Origin of the sequence: Nocardia sp. NPDC005998 (assembly GCF_040614395.1) — a bacterium.
In the GTDB taxonomy this organism is placed as follows: Bacteria; Actinomycetota; Actinomycetes; order Mycobacteriales; family Mycobacteriaceae; genus Nocardia.
The window spans coordinates 53,523-79,309 of record NZ_JBEXUI010000028.1 but is presented as its reverse complement, the minus strand read 5'-3'; the positions used below and the strand labels follow the sequence as shown (position 1 = coordinate 79,309).

Below are 25,787 nucleotides of genomic sequence, written 5' to 3'. Positions count from 1 at the left end.
CCGGCGCGAAGTGATGCGGCGAACACCGGCTCGTGCTGGGCGGAGGCTCCTGCTACAGTTCAAATGGTAACGATTTCCATTATGATCTAGAGCACGCTCAGATCTGCCGCATTGCCAGGAGTACCCCGCGCGTGAGCACACGAATTGCCCTCGGATTCGCCGGTATCGCCGTGGGGGTGGCCACCGCGCTGACACTCACCGCATGCGGAAGCTCGAAGGATTCGGATAAGCCGAATATCGTCGCCGCCACCAGCGTCTGGGGCAATATCGCCGCGACCATCGCGGGTCCGGACGCCTCGGTGACCTCGCTGATCACCGATCCCGCCGCCGATCCGCATTCGCATGAGACCTCGGCCGTAGAGTCGGCCAAGATCAGCGACGCCGACCTGGTCGTCTTCAATGGCGGCGGCTACGACGAATTCGTCGAGAAGGCGATCCGGGGCAAGCGCACCGTCGACGCGTTCGACTCCCGCACCGATAAGAGCGACGAGAACGAGCATGTCTTCTTCGACCCGCGCACGGTGAGCACGGTCGCCGATCGGATCGCGAGCGCCCTCGGCGAAATCGACTCCGCGCATGCCGCCGCATACACCGACCGCGCCGCCGCGTTCAAGACCCAACTGAGCGCGATCAGCGCGATCTCCAGCAAGATCGCCAGCGAGCACCCGAAGACCCCGGTGCTGCAGACCGAACCGCTGGCGCACTACCTGCTGGTCGCCGCCGGAACCGAAGATCTGACCCCGCACGAGTTCCAGGAGGCGATCGAGCAGGAGACCGATCCGGCCCCCGCCGCGGTCGCCGCCACGCGGGATCTGCTGACCGGCAAGAAGGTTCGCGCGCTGGTCTACAACATCCAGACCGAGGACAAGATCACCAAGGATCTACGCGCGCTCGCGCAATCGAACGGTCTACCTATCGTCGAGGTGACCGAAACCCTCCCTGCCGGTATGGATTACATTCAGTGGCAGACCAAGAACGCCCAGGCACTGGCCGCGGCGCTGGCCTGACCACAATCATGACAGCATCGCGTAGCGATTCGATGGGGGGTGGTGGCCGGGTGACGGGTGGGCCAGCATCGCGCAGCGATTCGATGAGGGGCGGTGGCCGGGCGACGGATGGGCCAGCATCGCACAGCGATTCGATGAGCGGCGGTCGCCGGGTGACGGATGGGCCAGCATCACACAATGATTTGATGAGGAGCGGTGGCCGGGTGAGAAGTGGGCCAGCATCACACAACGATTCGATGAGAAGCCTGGTGACCGGTGCGTCCATGGAAGCCGCGCCGACCACCGAGCAGCGGCCGTCGGATACCCGCCCCGTCGTCCACCTCGACGCCGCCAGCCTGGCATTCGGCGAACGCACGCTCTGGCAGGGACTGGATCTCGAGGTTGCGCCCGGTGAATTCATCGCGATTCTCGGGCCGAACGGATCCGGCAAGACCTCGCTGCTGAAGGTGCTGCTCGGACAGCTCGCACTCAGCGCCGGCAGCGCCGATATCGCGGGCGGACCCGCACGCGCGGGCAACCCCGATATCGGCTACGTGCCACAACAGAAGACGATCGACGCCGGTGTCCAGTTGCGCGGGGTCGACCTGGTCGGGCTCGGTGTCGACGGGCACAACTGGGGCCTCGGCCTGCGCCGCCGCGCCGAGCGCAAGCGCAAGGTCCGCGCCGCCATTGCCGATGTCGGCGCCGAGAAATTCGCCTATGCGCCACTGGAATCCATGTCCGGCGGCGAACAGCAGCGGCTGCGCGTGGCACAGGCGCTCGTCGGCGATCCCAAGGTGCTGCTCTGCGATGAACCGCTGCTCAGCCTCGACCTGGCGAATCAACGACTGGTATCCGAGCTGATCGATCGGCGCAGGCGAACCCACAACACCGCAGTGCTTTTCGTGACACACGAAATCAATCCGATTCTGCCGCTGGTGGATCGAGTGCTGTACCTGGTCGACGGAAAGTTCCGTATCGGCACCCCCGACGAGGTGATGACCTCGGCAGTCCTCTCGGAGCTGTACCGGACCGAGGTCGACGTGCTGCGAGTACGCGGCCGACTGGTCGTAGTCGGCACCGGCGACACCATGGACGCCCTCGGCGCCGCCGGAGCCCAACATTGCCACGGCGCAACCCTTTCCGATCCCGAACGGGTTGCTGTTACCCAGCCAGTCGCCGACACGCACTCCGTTGCCGACGCACAGCCGGTTGCCGATGGGCAGCCGGTTGCGCACCCGCCGTCGGTCGCCATTGAGCGGCCGGCGGCGGATGGGCGGCCGGTCTCCGAAACACCGCCGAAGACGAGTGGGGTTCGTTCGTGATCGACAAGCTGTCGGACGTCATTTCGAAGATGTTCGACTTCTCCACTACCGCGAATCTGCTCTCCTACTCCTTCGTGCAGCAGGCGGTGCTCGCGGCCGCGCTGCTCGGACTGCTGGCCGGGGTGATCGGTCCATTGATCATCAGCAGGCAGATGTCGTTCGCGGTGCACGGCACCAGCGAGCTGTCGCTGACCGGCGCGGCGGCCGCATTGCTCGCCGGAATCGGGGTCGGGCTGGGCGCGATCGTCGGCTCGGTGGTGGCGGCGGTGCTGTTCGGTCTGCTCGGAAGCAAAGCCAGAGAACGTGATTCGGTGATCGCGGTGGTGCTGTCGTTCGGACTCGGACTCTCGGTGCTGTTCCTGTGGCTCGGCCCCGAGCGCGCCGGTTCGAAATTCTCGCTGCTCACCGGTCAGGTGGTGAGCGTCGGCTACAGCGGACTCGCCCTGCTGGTGACCTGCACCGTACTGGTGCTCGCCGTGCTCGCGGTGGTCTACCGGCCGCTGCTGTTCGCGAGCTCGGATCCCGAAGTGGCAGTCGCCCGCGGGGTTCCGGTGCGGGCGCTTTCGGTGGTGTTCGCGGTCATGCTCGGCATCACCGCGGCCTTCGGCGTGCAGATCGTCGGGGCCTTGCTGGTCCTCGCGCTGCTCATCACCCCCGCCGCCGCCGCGGCACAGCTGACCGCGAATCCCGTGCGCACCACCGTGCTCGCGGTCGTCTTCGCCGAAATCGCCGCAGTAGGCGGCATCCTGCTGTCCCTGGCCCCCGGCGTCCCCGTCTCCACGTTCGTCACCACCATCTCCTTCCTGATCTACCTGATCTGCCGAATCCTCGGCCCCCGCCGCCGCCAGGCCGCCCGCACCCACTGACCTCCCGCTCACCGACCCGATGCCGCGCCCGGAGTCACCGGGAACGCCACGCACGACACCCAGTCCATGCGCGGATCGCACCCATGCCATTCGACGCCAGGCCGCCCGCTCCCGCTGCCCCGCTCCCGGACCCGAAGCGCAGCTACGCGCATGGAATTTCTGGACAATTTTCTGCGCGGCACGCCAAATGCGGATACTCGGCGGACTGATGGCAGCGCAGAGGCCAGGTGCTCGCGGAGGCGGGCACCTGGCCTCTGGGGGGATCAGGCGACGAGCAGGGCGATCAAGACGAGGATCGAACCGCCGAACACGATGACGTGGCGCAGGTTCTGCAGGTAGGGCATTACCCAACGGGGGAAGGCGTTCTCGGCGGCATCCAGGAATCGCTCGACGTCGATGCGGGCCAGTTCCGGGTCGGCCTTGCGGGCGAAGGCCGCTCGGATGCTCTTGGCCGCGGTCAGGTTGCTGTACAGGATCACGCCATTGCCGAGCAGCACCAGCACCTGGAAGATCCAGGACAGCATCCGACCCCAATCGTTGCCAGCGACGTTCAACACGGCCAGGGTGGTCATCACCAGTGCGATACCGACGGGCGCCCAGGTCTCGTGGCCGCCCGCGTCGAACCGCATACCGTTCTCCTCGAGGACGGCGGGCCGCACACCCTGACGGGTCAGGTCGGCATCGGCGGCGGCCTTGGCGGCGGCTCCGTACCGGTGCCGCACCAGCGGAATGCTGACGAAGGCGAGGGCGATCAGCAGCTGGGCGACGGCAGCGACGGTCATCATGGCGGTTTCTCCTCAGCGGGTTGTTCATCCGAGGGCCGGTGTGGGCTCCCCGTGCTCGATGACCAAACGATCGCCTGCGGCGCTGACAGCGCGCTGACACCTCCGCCGCCCCTGCTGACACCGTTATCAGCGCAGTTCAGCAAGGCCCTTCCGGCGACAAGCCGTAGTTTGATGGCAGCCGCCGTCAGTCAATAGACCCTGATTTCGTATGCTCGACCCACGCGCCCCGTCGAACGAATGGTGACCAATGATCGACTTCACGATTCCCGCCGAACTCGCCGCTGAACGCGACCGGGTCCGCCGGTTCGTCATCGACAAGATCGTCCCGTTCGAGCGCGACCCGCGCGTCACCTCACACGGCCCCACCGATGAACTGCGCCAGGAACTCGTCGAGCTGGCGCGCGCGGAGAAGCTGCTGACCGTGCAGGCTCCGGAAGCACTCGGCGGGCGGGGTCTCACCCATATCGAGCAGGCCGTGATCTACGAGGCCGCCGGCTGGTCCACCCTCGGCCCGGTCGCAATGAACTGCGCCGCACCGGATGAGGGCAATATGTTCCTGCTCTCCAAGATCGCCGATCCCGAACAGGTCGAGCGCCACCTCGCACCCGCGGTCGCCGGTCACCGGCGCACCGTCTTCGCCATGACCGAACCGGACGGCGCGGGTTCGGATCCGAATCAGCTGGCCACCGAGGCCGTCTTCGACGGCGAGAATTTCACCATCAACGGCCGCAAATGGCTCATCACCGGCGCCGACGGCGCCAAGAGCTGGATCATCATGGCCCGGGTCGCGCCGAACCCGCATCTGCCCGAGGGCCCGACACTGTTCCTGACCGAGGGCGATCAGCCCGGCATCATTATCGAACGCACCATGAACACCATGGATCGCAACTACGTCGGCGGCCACGGCGTCGTACGCTTCGAGAATTTGGTGCTGCCCAAGTCGGCGCTGCTCGGGGAGACCGGCCAAGCGCTGCGCTATGCCCAGCTGCGGCTCGCCCCGGCCCGGCTCACCCACTGCATGCGCTGGCTCGGCGCGGCCGAACGCGCGCAGTCCATCGCGGTCGAATACGCCAAGACTCGGACCGCCTTCGGCAAGCCGATCGGCGACCACGAGGGCGTATCGTTCATGCTCGCCGATAACGCGATCGCGCTGCACCAGTGCCGCCTCACCATCTGGCATGCCTGCTGGCTGATGGACCAGGGCGAGAAGGCCAGACATGAGAGCTCGATCGCGAAGGCGTTCGTCTCCGAAGAACTGTTCAAGGTCACCGACCGCTGTGTTCAGGTGCTCGGCGGCATCGGCATCAGCGATGAAACGGTGGTCGAAATGATCTTCCGCGATATGCGCGCCTTCCGCCTCTACGATGGCCCGACCGAGGTCCACAAGTACGCGATCGGCCGCCATGTGCTCCGCTGAATTTGCAGCGCTTGCGGCGCTGCGTGTTCGCGGCCCCGAATAACCAGCATCGCGTAGCGATTCGATGAGGGGTGGTGGTCGGGCGACGGGTGGGCCTTGCACCCGAGCCGTCGAGACTCGCGCCTGCGGCGCATGCGCTTCGATGACTCGGACGCAAGCCGGGCCGCGAACGGTCGCTCGTAAGACTCGCTCCGTGGGGGGCGACCGGTGCTTGGTCGCCGTCCTTCGGGCCGAGCCCACCTTTGTCTTGGTCGGCTAACATGCCTGGCATGAGTTCGGAACTGCTCGTCGATGTCTCCGCGGGCATCGCCGTCCTCACGCTCAACCGACCCGCTCAGCAAAATGCCGTCACCCCGGCCATGGCCGCCGAACTGAGTGCGGCGCTGCAGCGCTGCGATGCCGAGGATGCGATCCGCGCGGTCGTCATCACCGGTACGGCACCCGCTTTCTGCGCGGGTGCGGATCTGTCCAGCCGGGTCGGCGATGTCAGCGCCACCATCGATCCGCCGCCGTGGCGGGTGCGCAAACCGGTGATCGCGGCAGTGAACGGCCATGCGGTCGGCATCGGACTGGCGCTGGCCCTGCAATGCGACCTGCGCTACATGGCGCGTGACGCGGTATACGGCCTCAATCAGGTGCGCCGCGGCGTAGTCGCCGACGGCTATGCGCACTGGACGCTGCCGCGGCTGGCCGGTATGGCCAATGCCGCCGACATCATGCTGACCGGCCGCACCTTCGACGGCGAGGAGGCCAAGGCCATGGGCCTGGCCAATAGCTGCCTACCCGGGGGCGAGGTATTGCCGACGGCGCTGGCCATCGCCCATGACATCGCGAACGGTGCGGCGCCGCTGCCGGTCGCGCTGTCGAAACGGCTGCTATGGGAGGGCTTGGGCATGAGCCCGGGGATGGTCGGACAGTTGGAAACCGACATGAACAACCACGTCACCAAGAGTATCGACGGCGGCGAGGCAATGGCGGCCTTCCGAGATCGCCGCCAGCCCAACTGGACCGGCAGTATCAGCGAGGAATGGCCCGCCTGGGACAGCAAGGGCGAACCCGAACGTCCCAGCCTGGATTGATCGCTGGAATCTAGGCCCGGCCGCCGATCAGGATCAGCAGGAAGATGATCGCCATACAGACCATCAAAAGCGTGGCGATGATGCCGAGGACGTAACCGACGAGCACCTGAGCGCGGCCGCCGTAGCCACCGTGCGATTGCTCGATCTGGTCGAGCGCACGTCTGCCGAGCGCCCAGGCCACCGGCCCCAGCGCGCCGCAGCAGAGCAGACTCACCACGCCGAGCGCCAGCACTGCCGTCGCATGCGGATGCTCGATCGTCTCCTGAGGAGCCTGGTTCGGGATGGCCACGAGTCGAATTCTACGGGGCGCGAGCCGATTTGCCGTCCAACCCGATCCGCCGATTCGCAAACCGCGGCAGCGGCTACGGCCGGGCCGCGCACGCCCTGCCGAGCCGATCGTCATCAAAGGACGTATGCGGTGTGCTCAGATACGGCGTTGACGGGCGATTTCAGAGAGGACGACGCCCGCGGCCACGGAGGCGTTCAGGGATTCGACCGGACCGGCCATGGGGATGCTGAGGATGGAATCGCAGGTCTCGCGGACCAGACGGGACAGGCCCTTGCCCTCCGAACCCACCACGATCACAGTCGGGATGCTGCCGTCGAAATCGTCGAGGGTGGTGTCGCCACCCGCATCGAGGCCGACGATCTGGAAGCCCTGCGACGCCCAATCCTTCAGCGTGCGAGTCAGATTCGTCGCGCGGGCGACCGGAAGCCGGGCCGCGGCACCGGCGCTGGTCCGCCAGGCGACCGCGGTGACGCTGGCGCTGCGCCGCTGCGGAATCAGCACGCCCTGGCCACCGAAGGCGGCCACCGAGCGGATCACCGCACCGAGGTTGCGCGGATCGGAGATATTGTCCAACGCGACCAGCAGGGCGGGTTCGGCCGAATCCCGTACCCGCACAACCAGATCATCCGGATGGGCATACCGGTACGGCGGCACCTGCAATGCCACACCCTGATGCAATCCGTTGGCGCTCAACCGATCCAGATCGGTGCGCGGCACCTCCAGAATGGAGATGCCCGCATCGGCAGCCATTTTCACGCTCTCGGTCAGCCGATCGTCGTTCTCGGTGCCGACGGCGACGTACAGCGCGGTCGCCGGCACACCGGCACGCAGACATTCGACAACCGGATTGCGGCCGAGCACCATCTCCGGACCGTCGTCACTCTTGCGCCCGGCCGGACGACCACCGCCGCCGCGCGGGCTCGGCCGACCCTGGGTCGCGGCCTTCGCCTTCGCCGCTGCCCGCTTGGCCGCGGGATGTTTGGTCCTGGCCTCGGCGGGCGGGGTCGCGCCGCGCGGTTCGAGTCCACGCCTGCGTTGCCCACCGGAGCCGACGACGGCGCCCTTCTTGGTACTGCCCTTACGGATCGCACCGCGACGCTGTGAGTTGCCTGCCATCAGTTCGCCTTTCCACGCTGTACCGCACCCGGCGAATGCTGCGCCGCGCCCAGGGACCATTCCGGACCCTGTGGGGTATCGGTCACTTCGATTCCGGCGGCCTGCAACCGGTCCCGCACCGCGTCGGCGCTGGGCCAGTCCTTATCGGCGCGCGCCTGCTGGCGGCGCTCGAGTTCGGCGCGCACCAGCACGTCCAATGCGTCCAGCGCGACCGAATTGTCCTGCGGGGTGTACCACTGCGGGTCGAACGGGCAGACGCCGAGGATATTCAACATGGCCCTGACCTGTCCGGCCAGCTCGACCGCGGTATCGATGGCGCCCGACTCCAGCGCCTTATTGCCCTCGTGCACCACCCGGTGCACCTCGGCCAGGGCCCGCGGAACCGCCAGATCGTCGTCGATCGCCTCGGCGAACGCATCGGTCCACTTGCCGACCGCGATCTCCCCGGCCCGCTCGGCCACTCGGTGTATGAACGCCTCGATCCGCTGGTAGGAGGCCGCGGCGTCGTAAAGCGCCTTATCCGAATACTCCAGCATGGACCGGTAGTGCGCGCTGCCGAGGTAGAACCGAAGTTCAACGGCCCGAACCTTTTTCAGCACATTCGGCACCGAGAGCACATTGCCGAGCGATTTGGACATTTTCTCGCCGCCCATGGTCACCCAGCCGTTGTGCAACCAATACCGCGCGAACCCATCACCGGCCGCCTTGGACTGGGCGATTTCGTTCTCGTGGTGCGGGAAGATCAGATCCATTCCGCCGCAATGGATATCGAATTCGGCGCCGAGGTAGAACTCGGCCATTGCCGAGCATTCCAGATGCCAGCCGGGCCGCCCCGGCCCCCATGGCGACGGCCAGGTCGGCTCACCCGGTTTGGCGGCCTTCCACAGCGTGAAGTCACGCGGATCGCGCTTGCCCTCGCCCGCACTCTCGCCCTGATGCACGTCATCGAGCCGGTGCCCGGACAGGCTCCCGTATTCCGGATAGCTGACCACATCGAAATAGACATTGCCCGCCGAGGCGTAGGCGTGCCCGCGGTCGATCAACCGCTGCATCAGGTCGACCATCTGGGTGATGTGGCCGGTCGCGCGCGGTTCCGCCGAGGGCGGCAGCACGCCGAGGGTTTGATAGGCCCGGTCGAAGGCGCGCTCATAGGTGGCCGCCCACTCCCACCAGGGTCGACCCGCCTCGGCGGCCTTGGTGAGGATCTTGTCCTCGATATCGGTGACATTGCGGATGAACAACACGTCGTAGTCGTGCGCGAGCAGCCAGCGCCGCAGCACGTCGAACGCGACTCCGCTGCGCACATGGCCGATATGCGGTTCACCCTGCACGGTGGCGCCACACAGGTACACCGAGGCACGGCCGGGGACCAGGGGCGCGAAGTCGCGCATGGTCCGCGTGTCGGTGTCAAAAAGGCGCAGAGTCACGGAAGTCGATCCTAGCTGGTATATAAGGCCGTTCACGGAGCGGCTCGGGTCGGCGAGGGCTGGCTCAGCGACACGCTTGTAGCAGGGCAGTAGCCACCGCGGCCACACCCTCGCCGCGGCCGGTCAACCCGAGGCCGTCGGTTGTGGTGCCCGACACCGAGATCGGGGCGCCGAGCAGTCCGCCGAGTACCTCTTGGGCCTCGGCGCGACGCGGTCCGATTTTCGGCCGATTGCCGATTACCTGGACCGCGGCGTTGACAATTTCGAAGCCGGCCTCGTCAAGGAGCCTACGCACTTCCTTCAGCATGGCCGCGCCGGATACACCTGCCCATTCCGGGCGTCCGGTGCCGAAGACCGCGCCGACATCGCCGAGTCCGGCCGCGGAAAGCAGCGCATCGCAGAGCGCGTGCGCGGCGACATCACCGTCGGAGTGGCCGGCGCAGCCGTCGTCACCGTCGAAAAGCAGGCCCGCCATCCAGCACGGCCTGCCCGCTTCGATGGGATGGACATCACTGCCGATGCCGACGCGCATAGTCATGACCGGCCCACCGTCCGTGCGCCGTCGAGTACCGCATTGGCCAGCAGCAGGTCGAGCCGGGTGGTGATCTTGAAAGCCATGGGGTCGCCGGGGATGGTGAGCACCCGGGTGCCGAGCAGTTCGACGAGTCCGGCATCGTCGGTGGCCCGCAGCGTCTCATCGGCGTAGGCCGCGCGCAGCAATTCGGCGGCGAAACCCTGCGGCGTCTGAATGGCACGCAGGCTCGCTCGATCGGGAGTGCCGGTGACACCGCCGCGCGTGTCGACGGACTTGATGGTGTCGACCACGGGCAATGCGGGCACGACGGCGGTGGCACCGGCGCGCAGTTCGGCGACCACCCGGGCGATCAGCTCGGGTGGGGTCAATGCGCGGGCGGCGTCGTGCACCAGGAAATAGCTGGCATCGGGGGCGGCGGCGATACCCGAACGCACCGAATCGGTGCGCTCGGCGCCGCCGATGACCACACGCACCGACTCCGAGGGCGGCAGCAGGGCAACGGCGCTCTCGACGAGTTCGGCGGGGACGATCACGATGATCCGGTCGACCGCCCCGGAGGCGATCAGGCCGTCGACGGCCAGCCGGACCATAGGTGTGCCGCCGACCGCGACGAACGCTTTGGGTGTCGATTCACCCAGGCGAACGCCACGACCGGCGGCAGGCACCAACGCAACGACGGAACCGTCGCTGTTAGAAACGTTCACGGTCAGGAGGCCGCGGCGAGAACCTCATCGAGGAGCGACTCGGCCTTGCCGTCATCGGTCCCCTCGGCGAGCGCGAGCTCACCGACGAGGATCTGACGGGCCTTGGCCAGCATCCGCTTCTCACCCGCGGACAGGCCGCGGTCCTGCTCCCGACGCCACAGGTCGCGAACGACCTCGGCCACCTTGTTCACATCGCCGGAGGCGAGCTTCTCCAGGTTGGCCTTGTAGCGGCGAGACCAGTTAGTCGGTTCTTCGGTGTGCGGCGCACGCAGCACTTGGAAGACTCGGTCGAGACCCTCCTGGCCGACGACATCTCGCACGCCGACATATTCGGCGTTCTCTGCGGGAACGCGAACAGTCAGGTCACCTTGGGCGACCTTCAGGACCAGATACTCTTTTTGCTCACCCTTGATGGTGCGAGTCTCGATTGCTTCGATCAGCGCCGCTCCGTGGTGGGGGTAAACGACGGTGTCTCCGACCTTAAAAATCATGTGTCCCGTGCCCCTTTCGATGTTCACAGTTTAACATGCGACTCGGTAACGGCGCGATCAACTGTGCAGGTCAGGGCCACAACGAGCCGACCGCCGGGGTTGACAGAACCGGTGCGGTGTGCATTGTGTTGTGCCAGAACGGGTTATCGACCGGCATGCTTACCACACGCGCCGATCGATAAGCCCAGCAGCACCTTGGCAACTCGGCGCGCCGGATAAAACCGTTACCCAACGGATGCGATGCCCCGGAGTGTCCCCACCGCGTAGCCAGAACCACGCGGAGTGGGTCTCAGGACACCATGGAGCGAGTCTTACGAGCGACCCGTCTCGGTCGCGAAGCGCGGCCATCGCGTCGGCCGCGTGCAGACGCGGCAAATTCAACACAGCCCCGACGTCCGCTCGGCGGAGGCTACTACTACGCTGCCTAGTTATTACTCTCCCTAGCGGAGTGAGCCCGGTCGACATGGAGGGACAACCCGTGACTGCCCTGAAAGCTGTGACCGCCTCGACAGGGGCGCGACGTCGCATGGTTTCGGTTGCCGCGCTCGCCGCCGGAGCGGCGCTCGTGCTGTCCGGCTGCGGTGCAGGCCAGATCTCGCAGACCGCGACCCAGGTCGCCGCGGTCAACGGCAACCATGCCGACGTCGACCGGATCTCGCTGCGCAATGTGCACATCGTCTTCCCCGCCGCGGGCAGCGACTACACCAACGCCAAGGGCGGCAAGGCGATCATCGCGCTGTCGATCATCAATAACGGCGAGACCGTCACCGACGAGCTGACCAGCATCAACACCGACCTCGGCACGGTGAAGATCACCCCGCCCGCGGGTGATCCGGCATTCCGTATCGCACCACAGCAGACCGTCGTCGCGGCCTCATCCGCGCCGGGCACTGCGGCCAAGTCCGACGAGCACGGCGCCACACCGTCGGCCACCGCCACACCGTCCACCGCCGCGTCGCCGTCCACCACCGCGAAGCCGTCCACCACCGCCAAGGCCGATGAGCACGGCGCCGGTGACAAGGCCACCGCCGACGCGGAGAAGAACCCCGGCCTGATCGAGATCACCGGCCTGACCAGGGATATCACCCCGGGCCTCACCTACCCGGTGACGTTCAACTTCAAGCAGAACGGCACCGTGACGGTCCAGGTCCCGGTCGACGCCGGGCCGCTGGCCGAACGGCACGAGGGCCAGGCCACTGCGAACGAGGGCGAGCACAAGGGCGGACACTGATCCGCCGACCGATCCCCACCTACGGCTGTCGCGCAATCGCGCGGCAGCCGTTTTCATATCTGTCGAGCCCACTTGGCACTGTCGAGCCCGCTTGTCGGAGATGGTACGTAAGGTGCGCCTGTGGCCAAGACCAAGTCGATCTTCCGATGCTCCGCCTGCCGACACGAGGTCGCCAAGTGGGTGGGCAAATGCCCGGATTGCGGTGCCTGGGGCACCGTCGACGAGGTTGCCGGAGCGGCGGCGACCGCCGCATCGCCGGTCGGGCGGCGCGCGATGCTGCCGAGCACCGCCGCCGCGCCGATCTCACAGATCGATTCGAAGGTCACCAAGGCCAGGCCGACCGGCGTCGAGGAACTGGACCGGGTGCTCGGCGGGGGCATCGTGCCGGGCTCGGTCGTGCTGCTCTCCGGTGAGCCGGGGGTCGGCAAGTCGACGCTGTTGTTGGAGGTCGCGCATCGGTGGGCCACCCAGCGCGATGAGAAGTCGCTGTATGTCACCGCGGAGGAATCGGCGGGCCAGGTCCGATTGCGAGCCGACCGGACCGATGCGGTGCACGAAAGGGTTTATCTGGCAGCGGAATCGGATCTGTCGGTGGTGCTCGGCCATGTCGAGCAGGTGCGTCCGACGCTGCTCGTCGTCGACTCGGTGCAGACCATGCTGGTCCCCGAGGTGGACGGCACCATCGGCGGCGTCACCCAGGTGCGCGCGGTGGCTGCCGCACTCACCTCGCTGGCCAAGGCGAGCGGTATCGCGGTGCTGCTGGTCGGACATGTCACGAAGGACGGCAATGTCGCTGGCCCGCGCACGCTGGAGCATCTGGTGGATGTGGTGCTGCAGTTCGAGGGCGATAAGAATTCCACGCTGCGCATGGTGCGCGGCATCAAGAACCGCTTCGGCAGCTCCGATGAGGTCGGCTGTTTCGAACTGCACGACGACGGGATCTCCTGCGTCACGGATCCGTCCGGCCTGTTCCTGCACCACCGCACCGATTCGGTGCCGGGCACGGCGGTCACGGTGGCGATGGACGGTAAGCGGCCACTGGTGGCCGAGGTGCAGGGGCTCACCGTGCACACCGAGATCCCGAATCCACGGCGGGCGGTGAGCGGACTCGACTACAACCGGGTCGCGATGGTGCTGGCCGTGCTGCAGAGCCGCGGCCGGGTGTTCCTCGGCAAACACGATGTGTACGCCGCGACGGTGGGCGGTATGCGGCTGCTCGAGCCCGCCGCGGATCTGGCCATCGCCCTTGCCATCGCCAGCGCCGAACGGGATCAGGCGCTGCCCGTCGGCTGGGTCATCCTCGGTGAGGTCGGCCTGGCGGGCGAGGTGCGGCGGGTCACCGGATTGGAGCGCAGACTGGCCGAGGCGGAACGACTCGGCTTCACCACCGCCCTGGTACCGCCGGGCCTGGCGCGCACGAAAAACGGCATGAAGGTGCATGAGGTAGCCGACGTCAAATCGGCCATCCGCCTCGCCGGTCTCCGCAAGTCACGCACCACACCCGCCGAAACCGCCCCCGACTTCTGAGCCGATAACGGCTGTTGCGCAACCTAATTGATCACGCACCGCCGGTAGGTATCACGCACAACCCACACTCTGTGCGCGATAACCAGTGGATGCGGCAGCGCCCTGGGGCGGGCGTTAGGCGATGTTGAAGGGTTCGGCGGCGCTGCGTAGGGAGCCGAGTTGGGCGATTACGGCGTAGGCGCCGGGGGGGACTTGGACGCGGTCACCGGCGCAGTTGGGTTGGGAGGTGGAGCCGGACCAGGTGACCATGAAGGCGGCCTGTTCGCCGCGGTTCAGGGTGCGGACGTCGGGGGCGCCGTCCGGGTAGCAGTCGGTGCTCGACCAGAGGCGGCGCTGGCCGTCGAGGGTGGTCACCGAGACCTGCTGCAGGCCGGAGCCGACATCGCGGGAGCAGGCCGAGGACGAGATATTGGTGATCACGATGCCGAATACCGGGGTCTCCCCGGTCTTGTAGGTCGGCTGTTCGACGGTCACCTTCACCGCGAGCGACTGATCCGGGCAGGCGCCAGCGGCGACCGGACTGCTGGCCGGAGCGGCGGCGGTGATGGTGCCGGAGGGCTTCGCACTGGATTCGGCGGTGGTCGGCGGGGGTGTCGAGGACGCACCCGCTGGCTTACTCGTCGCCGAGGACGTGCTCGTCGCGGCCGCCTTTGTCGTGCCGGGCGAATCGCCGCCGCGCGTGACCGTCAAGACCAACCAGATGACCAGTGCGAGCGCTACGACCAGGATGCCGATGGCGAACGCGCGGCGTCGCCAATAGATCTCCGGAGGCAGCGGTCCATTCGGTTCCAGCACGAAGTCAACGGTAAGGGCACGATCCGGTACAGCGACTCAGGACCCCGGCGTGTCGGATCGGAAAACCCGAGCGCGGCAGGTAAATTCCGCTCGCACGCTGGACCGCTTCGATCGGCCGCGTCAGGCCATCTCGCCGATATTACCGATGACCCGCTGCAACTTCACCTGACCTTCGGCCAGTTTGTATGTGACACAGGCGATTGCGCACTCACCGGTGGCCACCCGCTGCGAAATGATCATCGACCGCTGCATGAGCAGACGGCTGGTCTCCACCACATGCCTGGCCTCCATCTCGTCGACGGTGGACAGCCCCTCCCGGCGGCCGACCAGAATCGACGGCGTGACCCGCTCGACCACGCTGCGGATGAATCCGCCGGGCACCTCGCCACCGTCCAGCGCGTCGATGGTGGCCTTCACCGCGCCGCAGCTGTCGTGGCCGAGCACCACGATGAGCGGCACATTCAGCACCTGCACCCCGTATTCGATCGATCCGAGCACCGAGCTGTCCACCACATGGCCCGCGGTGCGCACGACGAACATATCGCCGAGACCCTGGTCGAAGATCAGCTCAGCGGCGACGCGGGAGTCACCGCAGCCGAACAGGATGGCTTGCGGGTGCTGGCCACTGACGAGCTTGGCCCGGTCGGCCGCGCCCTGGCTAGGATGCAGCAGCGTGCCGTTCACGAAGCGCTCATTACCCTCGCGAAGGGATTTCCAGGCACTGATCGGGTTGGAATCCGGCATACCGACCATTGTGCACATCGCAGCGGTTACCAGCGAGTTCGGTGCGTTACGGATCGGCAAATATCGACTGTCCGCAGGACAATAGGAACGGTGAGGGCAGTGCTGAAGGGCAGCGCAGCGCACGGGCGTGCAGGCGGGAAACCCAAGATCACGGCGGTAGCCAACCGGGTGGATGCCGACTCGTTGCTGGATTGGTACCGAGCGACCGCGCGGGATCTGCCGTGGCGGCGTGCGGATGTCACCGCCTGGCAGATTCTGATGAGCGAGATCATGTTGCAGCAGACGCCGGTGGTGCGGGTCGAGCCGATCTGGCGGGAGTGGGTGGCGCGCTGGCCGGTCCCCTCCGCGATGGCGGCCTCGTCGCAGGCCGAGGTGCTGCGCGCCTGGGGCAAGCTCGGCTATCCGCGCCGGGCGCTGCGGCTGCACGAATGCGCCAAGGTGCTCGCCGAGGTACACGGCGACGAGGTGCCGACCGATGTCGAGGTGCTGCTCGGTCTGCCCGGCATCGGCGCGTATACGGCGCGGGCGGTGGCCTGCTTCGCCTATGGGCAGCGAGTTCCGGTGGTGGACACCAATGTTCGGCGAGTGGTCGCGCGCGCAGTGCACGGGCGGGCGGAGGCGGGTAATCCGTCCGCGCGCGATCTGCCCGAAACCGAGGCATTGCTGCCGCGCCGAATCGACCATGCCGCAATGTTTTCCGCCGCGCTGATGGAACTGGGCGCCACGGTGTGCACGGCCCGCACGCCCGACTGCGCGCGTTGTCCGCTGCCGGCATGCGCGTGGGTCGCCGCGGGCAGGCCGGTATCCGAGGTGGTTCGCAAGACGCAGAAATACGAGGGCACCGATCGCCAGGCGCGCGGTCGCCTGCTCGACGTACTACGCGACGCCACCGGCCCCGTCGAGCGAATTCGCCTGGACCTGGCCTGGACTCGCGATCCGGGCCAACGCGACCGCGCCCTGGACTCACTGCTCGTAGACGGCCTGATCGAGCAAACCGCCGACGGTCTGTTCGCTCTCGCGGGCGAGGGCGATCCCACCCGCGCCTGACCTCATCGGGCAACCAACGCTCCTGCGACTACCGCCAAACTATCGCCGAAGTCGCTGCCTACCGGAGTGGCCTGGCCCTCGTGCCGTTCGGCCAGCGGCTCAGCATCGACCGGGACCTGGACCGTCACGGTGCCGTTCTGCTCGAGGTTGAACGTCACCGGGTAGGTGAGCCCCGGGGTGATATCCCTGGTCAGGCCGGTGATCTCGATCAGACCGGGCATCTTCGCCGCGGAACGGAGACGAATCTGCACGGTTCCGGTGCGCGGGAGTGACTAGGGGTCGAGGACTCTGCGGAGGAACTGCTCGACTTCGGCGCGGTAGCGCTCGGGTTGATCGTCGTGGACCAGATGACCGGAGTTCGGAACGCGAACGTAGACCGCGTCGGGGTGGACCGCGGCCATCTCCCCCATCTGGCCCTCCGGGGTGATGGTGAATTCGCCTTCGATCAGCAGGACCGGGGCTTTGACCGCGCGCCACTGGGCCCAGAAGTCGCGAGTGCCCCATTCCTCGGAGATATCGCGGAAGGTCGAGACCGAGCCGTGCAGGCGGTAGCCGTCGGGGCCGTGGTCGAAGGATTTGAGGAAGTAGCGTCCGGCAACCGGACCGAAATAGTCCAGGACCGCGCGCTCATCCGGAAACGGCTGCGGCCAGGCTTCGATCATGGCCGCCCAGTTCTCGGCGGTGCGGCCGCGGAAATCAGGGGCGATGTCCTCGACGACGAGTGCGCGCACCCGCTCCGGATACTGCGCGGCGAACACCCAGCCGTGCAGCCCACCCATCGAATGCCCGATCACCACCATCGGTTCGGATATCTCGGCGGTCGCCGACGCGAGGTCGTCGATGAAGGCCTCGGTGCTCAATTCGGCGGGCGCGGGACGGCCGTGTCCCGCGGCGTCGAAGGTGTAGACGTGGCCGTATGCCCGCAGCCAGTCCAGCTGATCGCGCCAGGTGCGGGCGCTGCCCATCAGTCCGTGCAGCAGCAGGATCGGCACCCCTGCTCCGCCTTCGTCGTGCAACACTGTGTCATTTTGCAGCGCCTTTGACACTGCGTGTGCACGGCCCCCTGGGTTCTCGCGTCCGACCAGTCGAGACCTCGGTGCGTGCGCTTCGACGACTCGGCCGCGAGACAAGCCGCGAACGGATCGCTCGTAAGACCCGCCCCGCGGTGGTCACCTGGGCGTGAAGTTCGGCGCTGGATGCATACGTGCCCAGCGGCCGAGGCTCGCGGCTCGGCGCATGCGCTTCGAGGACTCGGCGGCGAGACGAGCCGCGAACCGGGTCACTTGTAAGACTCGCTACATCGGCGTCACCTGAAGGTGGGCAGTTCGGCGCTACATGTACACCTGCCCTGCAGCCGAACCCCACGCCTGCGCCGCACGCGCTTCGACCGACTCGGCCGAGTTCGATGGCCGCTCTTTCCCGGACGCGAGGCGGCACGAACGGGGTCGCTCGTAAGACTCGCTTCCCTAGTGGCAGAGTCGCGCGTCGACGCGCCAGCGCATGCGCTGCGGGGTGGCCGAATGGGGCAGACGTATGGTCGAAGCCATGGCTGTTGTGAAGATCAATGCGATCGAGGTTCCAGAGGGCGCTGGCCCCGAGTTGGAGAAGCGGTTCGCCCATCGCGCGCACGCGGTCGAGGGCTCGCCCGGATTCCTCGGCTTCCAGTTGCTGCGGCCGGTGGCCGGAGAGAACCGGTACTTCGTTGTGACCCAGTGGGATTCGGAGGAGTCGTTCGCGGCATGGCGCGACGGACCCGCGCGGGAGGCGCATGCGGGCGAGCGGCAGAAGCCGGTTTCGACGGGCGCATCGCTGCTCGAGTTCGAGGTCGTCCTGGACGTCGCGGCCAAGTCCGCATCCTGAAATCCGCTGGCCAGCACCAGCGCGCGACGCGCCCCACCGCGTGGTGGGCAAGGCGCGGTTGTGTTGACGGCAGATGCGGCCAGATGCGACAGTTTGAATGACAAACGCGAGGGTGACGCGGTAATTCGGTGAGATTCCGAAGCGGTCGCGCCACTGTGTTCTTGCACCGAGTCCTTGGTGCCGGAAAGCCAGACACCGGCACCTTCGCATCACCAACTCACGGGACGCGCATCCCTAGGAGGACTCGAATGGCTATCGCGCATTCACCGAGTCGGGCAACCGATTCGCTCGGCACGCTGCTCATCGCAGTGGGCGTCGTTCTACTCGCACTGCTCACCCTGTACCTGGTCGGCTTCGACCAGGGTGTCATCTCGCGCAGCGGGATGTACCTGCATGAGCTGATGCACGATGGACGTCACCTGCTCGGTGTGCCGTGCCATTGATCGGTTCGCTCAAGACCCTGCTGCTCCGTGGCCTGCTGGCCGGTCTTATCGCCGGTCTGCTGGCCGCGACAGTGGGCTATTTCGTCGGCGAGCCCAAAATCGAGGCCGCCATTGCCATCGAAGAGGCCAATACCGCCAAGGAGAAGGCCGCCGACCACGCTCAGGAACCGGCCGGGCATACCCACGGTGACGAGGAGCCGCTGGTCAGCCGGTCCGGACAGAAGGCGGGGCAATTCTTGGCGCTCGGCCTTGCCGGGCTCGCACTCGGGGCCATATTCGGTTCGGTCGCGTATTTCGCACGCAGGTACTCCACACTGTCGGGGCCGAAGCTCGCGCTCGGGCTGGCACTGGCCGGTTGGGCTGCGATCGTGGCGGTGCCGTTCTTCAAATACCCGGCCAATCCACCCGCCGTCGGCGATCCGGACACCATCAACCAGCGGACCCTGCTGTGGTTGGCGGCGGTGCTGCTCGGTCTGGCCGCGGTCGGCATCGGGGTGTACGTCTACAAACTGCTTGCCGCGCAACTCGATACGCTCCGGCTGATCGCGGGGGTCGGTGCGTTCGTCCTGATCGTCGTGCTGGGCTACATTCTGCTGCCGGGCATCAATGAGGTGACCGACGACTTCCCGGCCGCGCTGCTGTGGCAGTTCCGTGCGGCGTCGCTCGGCGAGACGGCCACGCTGTGGGCCTGCCTCGGCCTCGGTTTCGCGGCACTCACCGAATTCGCCACGCGCGGTAGCACTCCGGTACGAGAGCCGGTCACTACCGCAGGCTGATCCGGAATTCGGATTGCCAAGGGCAGTGTCGGTGTCATGACCGGCACTGCCTTTTCCATACGGCCACGCACTCACCCACCGCGCTCGGTTTCCGTCGCATTCATCGGGCTCGTCATCGCATTGCTGTGCGGTGTCGGCGAGGCCATAACCTACACCGCCGTGCAATTGGACCGGACGAATGCCGATATCGGCTCTCTCACAACAGGTCTGGCCGTTCGCGGCGTCATATATCTAGTGGTGCTCGGGGTCGCCGTCCACATGGCGCGCGGCGCCCGCTGGGCCAGGATCGTGCTCACCTTCGGCATCGGCGTGATCGGCATGGCCTCGCTGATCATCGAGCCGCTGGCGGCCACGTTATCCGCCAGGGAAATCGGCGACCTGTTCGATGACCTCACCGCCACCGCGGTGATCACCGGAATCTTCCGTACCGCGCACATCCTGGCCGTCCTGGTGGCCATCCCCGCAATGTACCGGCCGAGTGCCCGTCGATACTTCCGCCCCTGAGCCGTGTGCGTGGTCAGTGCCAGCCGGGGCGGACCAGGCCGGATTCGTAGGCCATGACCACCAATTGGGTGCGGTCTCGGGCGTCCAGCTTCATCAGAATGCGGCTGACATGGGTGCGGGCGGTGGCGGGGCTCATGAACAGGCGTTCGCCGATTTCGGCATTGGTAAGGCCCTCGGCGACCAGGGTCATGACCTCACGTTCGCGGTCGGTGAGTTCGGTGAACGCGGCCGGTGGCGGCTGTTTGGCATGGGCGGAGAATTCGGCGATGAGGCGGCGGGTGACGCCGGGTGAGAGCAGGGCGTCACCGGCGGCCACCACTCGGATGGCGCGGACCAGGTCGGCGGGTTCGGTGTGCTTGACCAGGAAACCGGTCGCACCGGCGCGCATTGCCTCGAAGACGTACTCGTCGAGTTCGAAGGTGGTCAGTACGACGACCTTCACCCCGGCGAGCGTCGGATCCTCGGCGATCATGCGGGTGGCGGCGAGGCCGTCCAGAACCGGCATTCGGATATCCATCAGGACCACATCCGGGATCAGACTGCGGGTCATCCGGACGGCCTGTTCACCGTTATCGGCCTCGCCGACCACCTCGATACCGTCCTGCGCCTCGAGCAGCGCGACGAATCCGCCGCGCACCAGGGCCTGATCGTCGGCGACCACTACCCGAATCCCACCCGCCTCCTTGTTCATTGCGCCTCCTCCGGAGCCCCCACCCGGGACGGTAGCCGGGCCACCACCCGGAACCCGCCGCTCGGCCGCGGACCCGCGATGAGCTGGCCGCCGAGGGCATGTGCGCGCTCGCGCATGCCGAGAATGCCATTGCCCCCGCTCGTTCCGGACTTCGATTGTGGCGTGCTGGCGCGGGCATTGTCGATGGTGATCTCGACCGAATCGGCGGCATAGCGCACGGTCACCGCGGCCGGAGCGCCCGGCGCGTGCCGGACCACATTGGTCAGCGATTCCTGAATGATGCGCGCCGCCGCCACATCGACGACGCTCGGCAATTTGTGGGCGGTGCCGATAATGCGGGTGTCGACGGTGAGACCAGCGGCGCGGGCGCGCTGCAACAGTGCGTCCAGATCCTCGATGCTCGGTGCGGGGCTGCGCGGGGCAGGCGGCCGCGCTTCGGCGGCACCGTTGGTGTGGACAGTCGAATTGTCTTGGGCCAGTTCGGAATCGCGGTGTGCGATTGCGGATTCGGACGCGCTGTCGGCACCGGATTCGCGCATGTCCTGCGCGTCTGACGGCGAGCTGCCGTTGCGGATCGAGTGCAAGAGCGTATGCACCTCGGCCAGCGCGTCCTTACTTGCCGTCTTGATCGCCGCCAGCGCCGATCGGGCCTGCTGCGGCTTCTTGTCGAACAGCTCGAGTGCCACCGAGGACTGCACATTGATCAGCGAAAGACTGTGTGCCAGTACGTCGTGCAGCTCACGCGCGATGGCAAGGCGCTCCTCGCTGGCCCGCCGTTCGCGCTGCGCCTCCGCATCGCGGCGCGCCGCCTCGGCGCGCTGCCTGCGCGCCACCAGCACCGCCTGGCGCTGACGAATCCCCTCCGCGATCGCGACGAGCACACCGAGCCAGGCGATCATCCCGAATGCCAGCCACGGATTCGCGGGATGTCCGACGATCGCGGGCAGCGGCCAGACCAGTGCGAGATAGCCGATCGGGGCGAGCGGATATGTCCACCAGCGTGATCCGACGATCGCGGCGGAGATGAACGCGATCACCAGCGAAACGAAGATCGGGCCATAGCCGTAGCCGCGCAATAGGTACACCGCGCAGGACGCGATCGTCACGAGCAGCACCGGCAGCGGATACGAACGCCGCAGCAGCAATGCGACCGGCCCGACGAGCAACAACACATAGCCGAGTGCGTCGATCGTGTGTACTCCGGTCTGACGCAGGTTGGCATTGCGGCCCCCACCGAGCTGGATCACCGCGACGACGAGCGCGAGGACCCAGTCCTGCACGACCGGACCACGTTTCGATTCCCCTGGCGCTGTCACACTTGCAGCCTATTAGCCCGACCCCGCTGAGACGTCCATCGCGCTACGTATGCTCCCCCGCCTCCCCCAATATTTGGCCCGCCGTCGGTGCCCCGACGGTCGCGTCGCGGGCCGACGGCCGAGGTGACAGCCAGTTTCTGCGCGTTCGGCGACGAGTCACCCGGGTGCTCACGAAATCAGTCGCCGCGTCCGGTATCACGATGCTTCGTAGGCCGCGTTACGTAGATCGAACGTCGCCGCGCGACGGATGTGTCGGCCCTGGTCGGAGGCGGATTCTCGGTGCATGACAGATTCCATCGTGGTCACCGCGGGGTTGACCAAACGCTACGGCACCCACAGCGCCGTCGACGGCGTGCATATGACTGTCGCACCCGGCGAGATCTACGGCTTCCTCGGCCCGAACGGGGCGGGTAAAACGACCACGCTGCGCATGCTGGTCGGTTTGATCCGCCCCAGCGCCGGTACCGCCACCGTGCTCGGACACCCGCCCGGCGATCCGGCGGCGGTTCGTCGCATCGGCGTCCTCATCGAGGGTCCCGGCTTCTATCCCTATCTCACCGGTCGCGATAACCTGCGGGTGCTCGCGAAGTACCGCGGCCTCGACAGCGCCGACGTGGCGGAGGCGCTGGACCGCGTCGGCCTCGCCAACCGTGCCGACGATAAATTCCGCACCTACTCCCTCGGTATGAAGCAGCGCCTCGGCGTCGGCGCGGCGCTGCTCGGCGGCCCCGATCTGCTGATCCTGGATGAGCCGACCAATGGCCTCGACCCACAGGGCATGGCCGAAATGCGCGAACTCATCACGACTCTCGCCGGGGACGGACATACCGTCCTGCTGTCCAGCCATATGTTGAGCGAAGTGCAGGAGATCTGCCATCGCGTCGGGGTGATCTCCGGCGGCAAGCTGCTCACCGAGTCCACGGTCACCGAATTGCGCGGCGCCTCTTCACTTTTGCTGCGAGCCGAACCACTGGAGGTGGCATTCCCCGCGGTGCGCCGGGTGGTCGGCGAGCGCTCGGCATTGTTGACCGCGGGCGGTATTCGGATCGAGGCCGGTGCGGCCACCGCCCCTGCGGTCGCGCGCGCGGTCGTCGAATCGGGCGCGGATCTGCTGGAACTGCGGACCGATGAAAAGTCCCTGGAAGAAGTGTTCTTCGAAATGACCCAACTGGAGCCGGTGAAATGAACGGGCAGGCAATGAAAGATCTGCTGGCGAGCACGAAGGCGGAAATGCTGCGACTGCGCAAGTGGCCAGCGTTCTGGATCATTCTCGGCACCTGGATTCTGCTGAATCTCACGTTCGCCTATCTGTTCAATTATCTCGCCTACACCTCCGGCGATATGCGGACAATGTCGAATGGTGTGCCGAAAGACGTCCTGCTGCACCAGATGTTGCCCGCGGCGGTACCCGAGGTATTCACCCAGGGCATGGCGATGTTCGGTGGTGCGTTGATGCTCATTCTCGGCGCGCTGACCATTGGCAGCGGATATGGCTGGGGTACTTGGAAAACCGTGCTCACCCAGGGGCCGTCGCGGACCAATGCGATCAGCGGCACGCTGATCGGCCTGGCGCTCACGGTTATCGCGCTGGTATCCGTCGCGTTCGTGGTGGATCTCGGGATCGCCTCGATCATCGCGACGACCCGATCACAGTCGCTCGCACTGCCGGACCTCGGCCAGGCGGTGAACGGAATCATCACCGGCACAGCGATTCTCGGGATGTGGACGTTGGCGGGCGCACTGATCGGGGCGATCGCCCGCGGTCCGGCGCTGGCCGTCGGCCTCGGCCTGGTCTGGGTGCTGGTGGTGGAGAACCTGCTGCGCGGTGTCGCGGCCATCTTCAGCCCGCTCGAGGTGCTCACCGATCATCTGCCCGGGACCGCGGCGGGTTCGATGGCCGGGGCGATGCGGACCGTGGACGGGCCATCGACACCGGGGGTGCTCGACATCCTGTCTCGGACCCAGTCGCTCATCGCACTGGTGGCGTATGTGGCACTCTTCGCGGCGGCCACGATGTGGCTGGTGCACCGGCGCGATATGGTCTGATCCACCAGGCACCGAAACCGTTGGCGGACAACAGTTCGTCAGCGGTTTTCGCGGTTTCCGGGGCGATTGGACAGCACGGAATGGGCCAGCTCGGTCAGTGCCGCGGTGATCTGGGCGGCACTGAGGCCACGTCCGCGCTGATGCTGGTAGACCTCGGCGGCCAGCGGCGCGAGCAGCGGATCGACCATGGCATCCGGTTCCTGGATGCCCCCGGCCACTAGCAGTGACCGCACATGCAGAAACCAGAAGCCATACGCACCGGTCGCGAATCGTGCACCACCGGTCTCCGCGCCGAGCACCAAATCCGCATGCCCGTCCAGTAATTCGACCATCGCGGCATAGAACGCGGCGAGCCGTTCAGCTGGTGGGGCACCAGGGCCGAGCGGCGGATCACCGCGCAGCAACTTCTCCTGCAGGGCACGTTCGTGTTCGTCGAGCAGTGCGACCGCGATCGAATTCCTATCCGGATAGCGGCGATACAGCGTGCCACGCCCGACCCCGGCGGCCTTGGCGATGTCATCCATCGTCACGGTGCGCGGGTCCCGAGTGGCGAACAGTTCGGCGGCAGCGGCGAGCACCTTGGCCCGGTTGCGGGCCGCATCCGCCCGCTCGGTCGGCGGCGCGGTCGAATGCCCGCCGAGCAGGTCCGTATCGCTGGTCATGACCCCGACTGTACTCGATATCCGAAGTAACTGGACAGAATGTCCAGTTGTGGCTAAGGTCGATCTCGTCACCAACTGGACACAATGTCCAGTTAACTCCGTCGTCACAGAAGAGGCCGATCATGAGCACGTTGTTGCATCTGGATGCCAGCGCCCGGCGCCGTTCCATCAGCCGGGAACTCAGCGCCGAATTCGCCGAGGCTTGGCGCGCCGCGAATCCCGACGGCGGCTATATCTACCGCGACCTGGCAGCCGAGCCCGTGCCGTTCATCGACGAGGCATGGACCGAACTGTGCGACGCCGTCCTCGCCCAGCCCGCGACCGATCTGGACCGCCTCGCCGAATTGGTCCACACACCGGAACAGTCCGCCGCCTGGTCGATCGTGCAACCGCTGCTGGCCGAGCTGCTCGCCGCCGACGTGATCCTGATCGGCACCCCGATGTACAACTACTCGATCCCGGCCGCGCTCAAGGCCTGGCTGGACCAGGTGACCTTTCCGCGAATGTCATTGGGCGACAGACGATTCGTCGTCACCACCGCACGCGGCGGGTCCTACGCGCCCGGCGCACCGAAGGCGGCCTTCGACTATCAGGAGCGCTATCTGCGCGACTTCTTCGCCGGCCATTTCGCCGTCACCGACACCGTATTCGTCAATGCGGAACTCGCCAATGCCCGACAGGACCCGGCGCTGGCGCATTTGCGCGGCAAACATGACGATTCCCTGTCCGCCGCAATGGAATCCGCGCGCAAGTTGGCCGGCCGCTAGCGACGGCTCGAAAGGATCGGAATACCGATGAATTGGATTGTTCTCGGCGTCGCCGGACTGGTGGAGATCATCTGGTCGCAGAGCATCAAGCCGACCGAGAATTTCACCCGCCTCGTCCCCACCGTCATCTGCTTCGTACTCGGCGCCGTCGCGGTGTACCTGCTGTCGCGTGCCATGCAGACGCTGCCGGTCGGCACCGCATATGCGATCTTCACCGGAATCGGCGCGGTCGGGGCCATCGGCCTCGGCGTGGTGGTCAATAAGGACCCGCTGAGCGCGGGTCGTCTGCTATCGCTATCGCTGATCCTCGGCGGCATCGTGCTCGCGCGCGTCACCAATCCGGAATGAGGACGCGCGG

The 25,787-nt window shown here is 66.7% G+C and carries 29 protein-coding genes, 1 pseudogene and 1 riboswitch; of the genes and pseudogenes, 16 read left to right on the top strand and 14 right to left on the bottom strand.

Features of this window, described 5'->3' with window-relative positions:
• Positions 1-131: 131 nt before the first annotated feature.
• From ABZ293_RS29665 to ABZ293_RS29655, 3 genes and pseudogenes are all read left to right on the top strand, one after another.
• Positions 132-1,007: a zinc ABC transporter substrate-binding protein gene (locus ABZ293_RS29665; protein ID WP_355185960.1), complete on the top strand. Its 876-nt coding sequence runs from the start codon at positions 132-134 to the stop codon at positions 1,005-1,007.
• Between the two features lie 263 nt (positions 1,008-1,270).
• Positions 1,271-2,101: pseudogene (locus tag ABZ293_RS29660) on the top strand (ATP-binding cassette domain-containing protein); the annotation flags it as partial.
• Between the two features lie 206 nt (positions 2,102-2,307).
• The gene (locus ABZ293_RS29655; RefSeq protein ID WP_355185958.1) at positions 2,308-3,177 is read left to right on the top strand and encodes a metal ABC transporter permease; all 870 of its coding nucleotides are present in this window, start codon (positions 2,308-2,310) and stop codon (positions 3,175-3,177) included.
• A 263-nt stretch (positions 3,178-3,440) separates the two neighbouring features.
• Here the strand turns inward: ABZ293_RS29655 and ABZ293_RS29650 are convergent, their stop codons facing one another.
• Positions 3,441-3,962, bottom strand: coding sequence for a hypothetical protein (locus ABZ293_RS29650; RefSeq protein ID WP_355185956.1), 522 nt, complete (start codon positions 3,960-3,962; stop codon positions 3,441-3,443).
• 247 nt (positions 3,963-4,209) lie between these two features.
• Here ABZ293_RS29650 and ABZ293_RS29645 point away from each other — a divergent pair, with 247 nt between their 5' ends.
• Both ABZ293_RS29645 and ABZ293_RS29640 read left to right on the top strand, forming a co-directional pair.
• Positions 4,210-5,379 (top strand): acyl-CoA dehydrogenase family protein, encoded by a 1,170-nt coding sequence (locus ABZ293_RS29645; protein ID WP_354958529.1) that lies wholly within the window; start codon positions 4,210-4,212, stop codon positions 5,377-5,379.
• A 269-nt stretch (positions 5,380-5,648) separates the two neighbouring features.
• Complete coding sequence (locus tag ABZ293_RS29640) at positions 5,649-6,458, top strand: enoyl-CoA hydratase-related protein (RefSeq protein ID WP_355185954.1); 810 nt, start codon at positions 5,649-5,651, stop codon at positions 6,456-6,458.
• 10 nt (positions 6,459-6,468) lie between these two features.
• Here ABZ293_RS29640 and ABZ293_RS29635 read toward each other — a convergent pair whose 3' ends face one another.
• The 6 genes from ABZ293_RS29635 to carD all read right to left on the bottom strand — a co-directional run bounded on the left by ABZ293_RS29635 (position 6,469) and on the right by carD (position 11,020).
• Positions 6,469-6,747 (bottom strand): DUF4190 domain-containing protein, encoded by a 279-nt coding sequence (locus ABZ293_RS29635; protein WP_355185952.1) that lies wholly within the window; start codon positions 6,745-6,747, stop codon positions 6,469-6,471.
• A 135-nt stretch (positions 6,748-6,882) separates the two neighbouring features.
• The gene (gene rlmB / locus ABZ293_RS29630) at positions 6,883-7,863 is read right to left on the bottom strand and encodes a 23S rRNA (guanosine(2251)-2'-O)-methyltransferase RlmB (protein ID WP_355185950.1); all 981 of its coding nucleotides are present in this window, start codon (positions 7,861-7,863) and stop codon (positions 6,883-6,885) included.
• Positions 7,863-9,290 (bottom strand): cysteine--tRNA ligase, encoded by a 1,428-nt coding sequence (gene cysS, locus ABZ293_RS29625; protein WP_355185948.1) that lies wholly within the window; start codon positions 9,288-9,290, stop codon positions 7,863-7,865. The genes rlmB and cysS overlap by 1 nt, the downstream gene beginning before the upstream one ends.
• A gap of 64 nt (positions 9,291-9,354) precedes the next feature.
• Positions 9,355-9,822: a 2-C-methyl-D-erythritol 2,4-cyclodiphosphate synthase gene (gene ispF, locus ABZ293_RS29620; RefSeq protein WP_354959966.1), complete on the bottom strand. Its 468-nt coding sequence runs from the start codon at positions 9,820-9,822 to the stop codon at positions 9,355-9,357.
• A gap of 2 nt (positions 9,823-9,824) precedes the next feature.
• Complete coding sequence (gene ispD, locus ABZ293_RS29615) at positions 9,825-10,529, bottom strand: 2-C-methyl-D-erythritol 4-phosphate cytidylyltransferase (protein ID WP_355185946.1); 705 nt, start codon at positions 10,527-10,529, stop codon at positions 9,825-9,827.
• Positions 10,530-10,531: 2 nt separating this feature from the next.
• The gene (carD, locus tag ABZ293_RS29610; RefSeq protein ID WP_354959943.1) at positions 10,532-11,020 is read right to left on the bottom strand and encodes an RNA polymerase-binding transcription factor CarD; all 489 of its coding nucleotides are present in this window, start codon (positions 11,018-11,020) and stop codon (positions 10,532-10,534) included.
• A gap of 496 nt (positions 11,021-11,516) precedes the next feature.
• Between carD and ABZ293_RS29605 the strand changes: the two genes are divergently transcribed.
• Positions 11,517-12,251, top strand: coding sequence for a hypothetical protein (locus ABZ293_RS29605; RefSeq protein ID WP_355185944.1), 735 nt, complete (start codon positions 11,517-11,519; stop codon positions 12,249-12,251).
• 120 nt (positions 12,252-12,371) lie between these two features.
• Positions 12,372-13,778 (top strand): DNA repair protein RadA, encoded by a 1,407-nt coding sequence (radA, locus tag ABZ293_RS29600; RefSeq protein ID WP_355185942.1) that lies wholly within the window; start codon positions 12,372-12,374, stop codon positions 13,776-13,778.
• A 114-nt stretch (positions 13,779-13,892) separates the two neighbouring features.
• On the opposite strand, the gene ABZ293_RS29595 is transcribed toward radA, so the two are convergent.
• Both ABZ293_RS29595 and ABZ293_RS29590 read right to left on the bottom strand, forming a co-directional pair.
• The gene (locus ABZ293_RS29595) at positions 13,893-14,573 is read right to left on the bottom strand and encodes a hypothetical protein (protein ID WP_355185940.1); all 681 of its coding nucleotides are present in this window, start codon (positions 14,571-14,573) and stop codon (positions 13,893-13,895) included.
• 120 nt (positions 14,574-14,693) lie between these two features.
• Positions 14,694-15,317, bottom strand: a complete 624-nt coding sequence (locus tag ABZ293_RS29590; protein ID WP_355185938.1) for a carbonic anhydrase — start codon at positions 15,315-15,317, stop codon at positions 14,694-14,696.
• A 147-nt stretch (positions 15,318-15,464) separates the two neighbouring features.
• Between ABZ293_RS29590 and ABZ293_RS29585 the strand changes: the two genes are divergently transcribed.
• Positions 15,465-16,364, top strand: a complete 900-nt coding sequence (locus ABZ293_RS29585; protein ID WP_355186032.1) for an A/G-specific adenine glycosylase — start codon at positions 15,465-15,467, stop codon at positions 16,362-16,364.
• A 2-nt stretch (positions 16,365-16,366) separates the two neighbouring features.
• Here ABZ293_RS29585 and ABZ293_RS29580 read toward each other — a convergent pair whose 3' ends face one another.
• Both ABZ293_RS29580 and ABZ293_RS29575 read right to left on the bottom strand, forming a co-directional pair.
• The gene (locus ABZ293_RS29580) at positions 16,367-16,585 is read right to left on the bottom strand and encodes a hypothetical protein (RefSeq protein WP_355185936.1); all 219 of its coding nucleotides are present in this window, start codon (positions 16,583-16,585) and stop codon (positions 16,367-16,369) included.
• 51 nt (positions 16,586-16,636) lie between these two features.
• On the bottom strand, positions 16,637-17,383 hold the full coding sequence (locus ABZ293_RS29575; protein WP_355185934.1) for an alpha/beta hydrolase: 747 nt from the start codon (positions 17,381-17,383) through the stop codon (positions 16,637-16,639).
• 526 nt (positions 17,384-17,909) lie between these two features.
• On the opposite strand from ABZ293_RS29575, the gene mhuD reads away from it, so the two are divergent.
• From mhuD to ABZ293_RS29555, 4 genes are all read left to right on the top strand, one after another.
• Positions 17,910-18,224, top strand: coding sequence for a mycobilin-forming heme oxygenase MhuD (mhuD, locus tag ABZ293_RS29570; RefSeq protein ID WP_040686177.1), 315 nt, complete (start codon positions 17,910-17,912; stop codon positions 18,222-18,224).
• A gap of 66 nt (positions 18,225-18,290) precedes the next feature.
• A riboswitch (cobalamin riboswitch) is annotated at positions 18,291-18,443 on the top strand.
• A 29-nt stretch (positions 18,444-18,472) separates the two neighbouring features.
• The gene (locus ABZ293_RS29565; RefSeq protein ID WP_040686176.1) at positions 18,473-18,667 is read left to right on the top strand and encodes a CbtB-domain containing protein; all 195 of its coding nucleotides are present in this window, start codon (positions 18,473-18,475) and stop codon (positions 18,665-18,667) included.
• Positions 18,658-19,443 (top strand): CbtA family protein, encoded by a 786-nt coding sequence (locus ABZ293_RS29560; protein ID WP_355185933.1) that lies wholly within the window; start codon positions 18,658-18,660, stop codon positions 19,441-19,443. The genes ABZ293_RS29565 and ABZ293_RS29560 overlap by 10 nt, the downstream gene beginning before the upstream one ends.
• 36 nt (positions 19,444-19,479) lie before the next feature.
• Positions 19,480-19,947: a hypothetical protein gene (locus ABZ293_RS29555; protein ID WP_355185931.1), complete on the top strand. Its 468-nt coding sequence runs from the start codon at positions 19,480-19,482 to the stop codon at positions 19,945-19,947.
• A gap of 13 nt (positions 19,948-19,960) precedes the next feature.
• On the opposite strand, the gene ABZ293_RS29550 is transcribed toward ABZ293_RS29555, so the two are convergent.
• Together ABZ293_RS29550 and ABZ293_RS29545 are read right to left on the bottom strand one after the other, a co-directional pair.
• On the bottom strand, positions 19,961-20,638 hold the full coding sequence (locus ABZ293_RS29550) for a response regulator transcription factor (RefSeq protein WP_355185929.1): 678 nt from the start codon (positions 20,636-20,638) through the stop codon (positions 19,961-19,963).
• Positions 20,635-21,954: a histidine kinase gene (locus ABZ293_RS29545; RefSeq protein WP_355185927.1), complete on the bottom strand. Its 1,320-nt coding sequence runs from the start codon at positions 21,952-21,954 to the stop codon at positions 20,635-20,637. Before ABZ293_RS29545 ends, ABZ293_RS29550 begins: the two co-directional genes overlap by 4 nt.
• A gap of 283 nt (positions 21,955-22,237) precedes the next feature.
• Between ABZ293_RS29545 and ABZ293_RS29540 the strand changes: the two genes are divergently transcribed.
• Together ABZ293_RS29540 and ABZ293_RS29535 are read left to right on the top strand one after the other, a co-directional pair.
• Complete coding sequence (locus ABZ293_RS29540) at positions 22,238-23,140, top strand: ABC transporter ATP-binding protein (protein WP_355185925.1); 903 nt, start codon at positions 22,238-22,240, stop codon at positions 23,138-23,140.
• Entirely contained in the window at positions 23,137-24,000 is an 864-nt protein-coding gene (locus ABZ293_RS29535) for an ABC transporter permease (protein ID WP_355185923.1), read from the top strand. Before ABZ293_RS29540 ends, ABZ293_RS29535 begins: the two co-directional genes overlap by 4 nt.
• 38 nt (positions 24,001-24,038) lie before the next feature.
• On the opposite strand, the gene ABZ293_RS29530 is transcribed toward ABZ293_RS29535, so the two are convergent.
• Entirely contained in the window at positions 24,039-24,662 is a 624-nt protein-coding gene (locus tag ABZ293_RS29530; protein ID WP_355185921.1) for a helix-turn-helix domain-containing protein, read from the bottom strand.
• 122 nt (positions 24,663-24,784) lie between these two features.
• Here ABZ293_RS29530 and ABZ293_RS29525 point away from each other — a divergent pair, with 122 nt between their 5' ends.
• Positions 24,785-25,429, top strand: a complete 645-nt coding sequence (locus tag ABZ293_RS29525) for an NAD(P)H-dependent oxidoreductase (RefSeq protein ID WP_355185919.1) — start codon at positions 24,785-24,787, stop codon at positions 25,427-25,429.
• A 27-nt stretch (positions 25,430-25,456) separates the two neighbouring features.
• Complete coding sequence (locus ABZ293_RS29520; RefSeq protein WP_354959957.1) at positions 25,457-25,777, top strand: multidrug efflux SMR transporter; 321 nt, start codon at positions 25,457-25,459, stop codon at positions 25,775-25,777.
• Positions 25,778-25,787 lie beyond the last annotated feature (10 nt).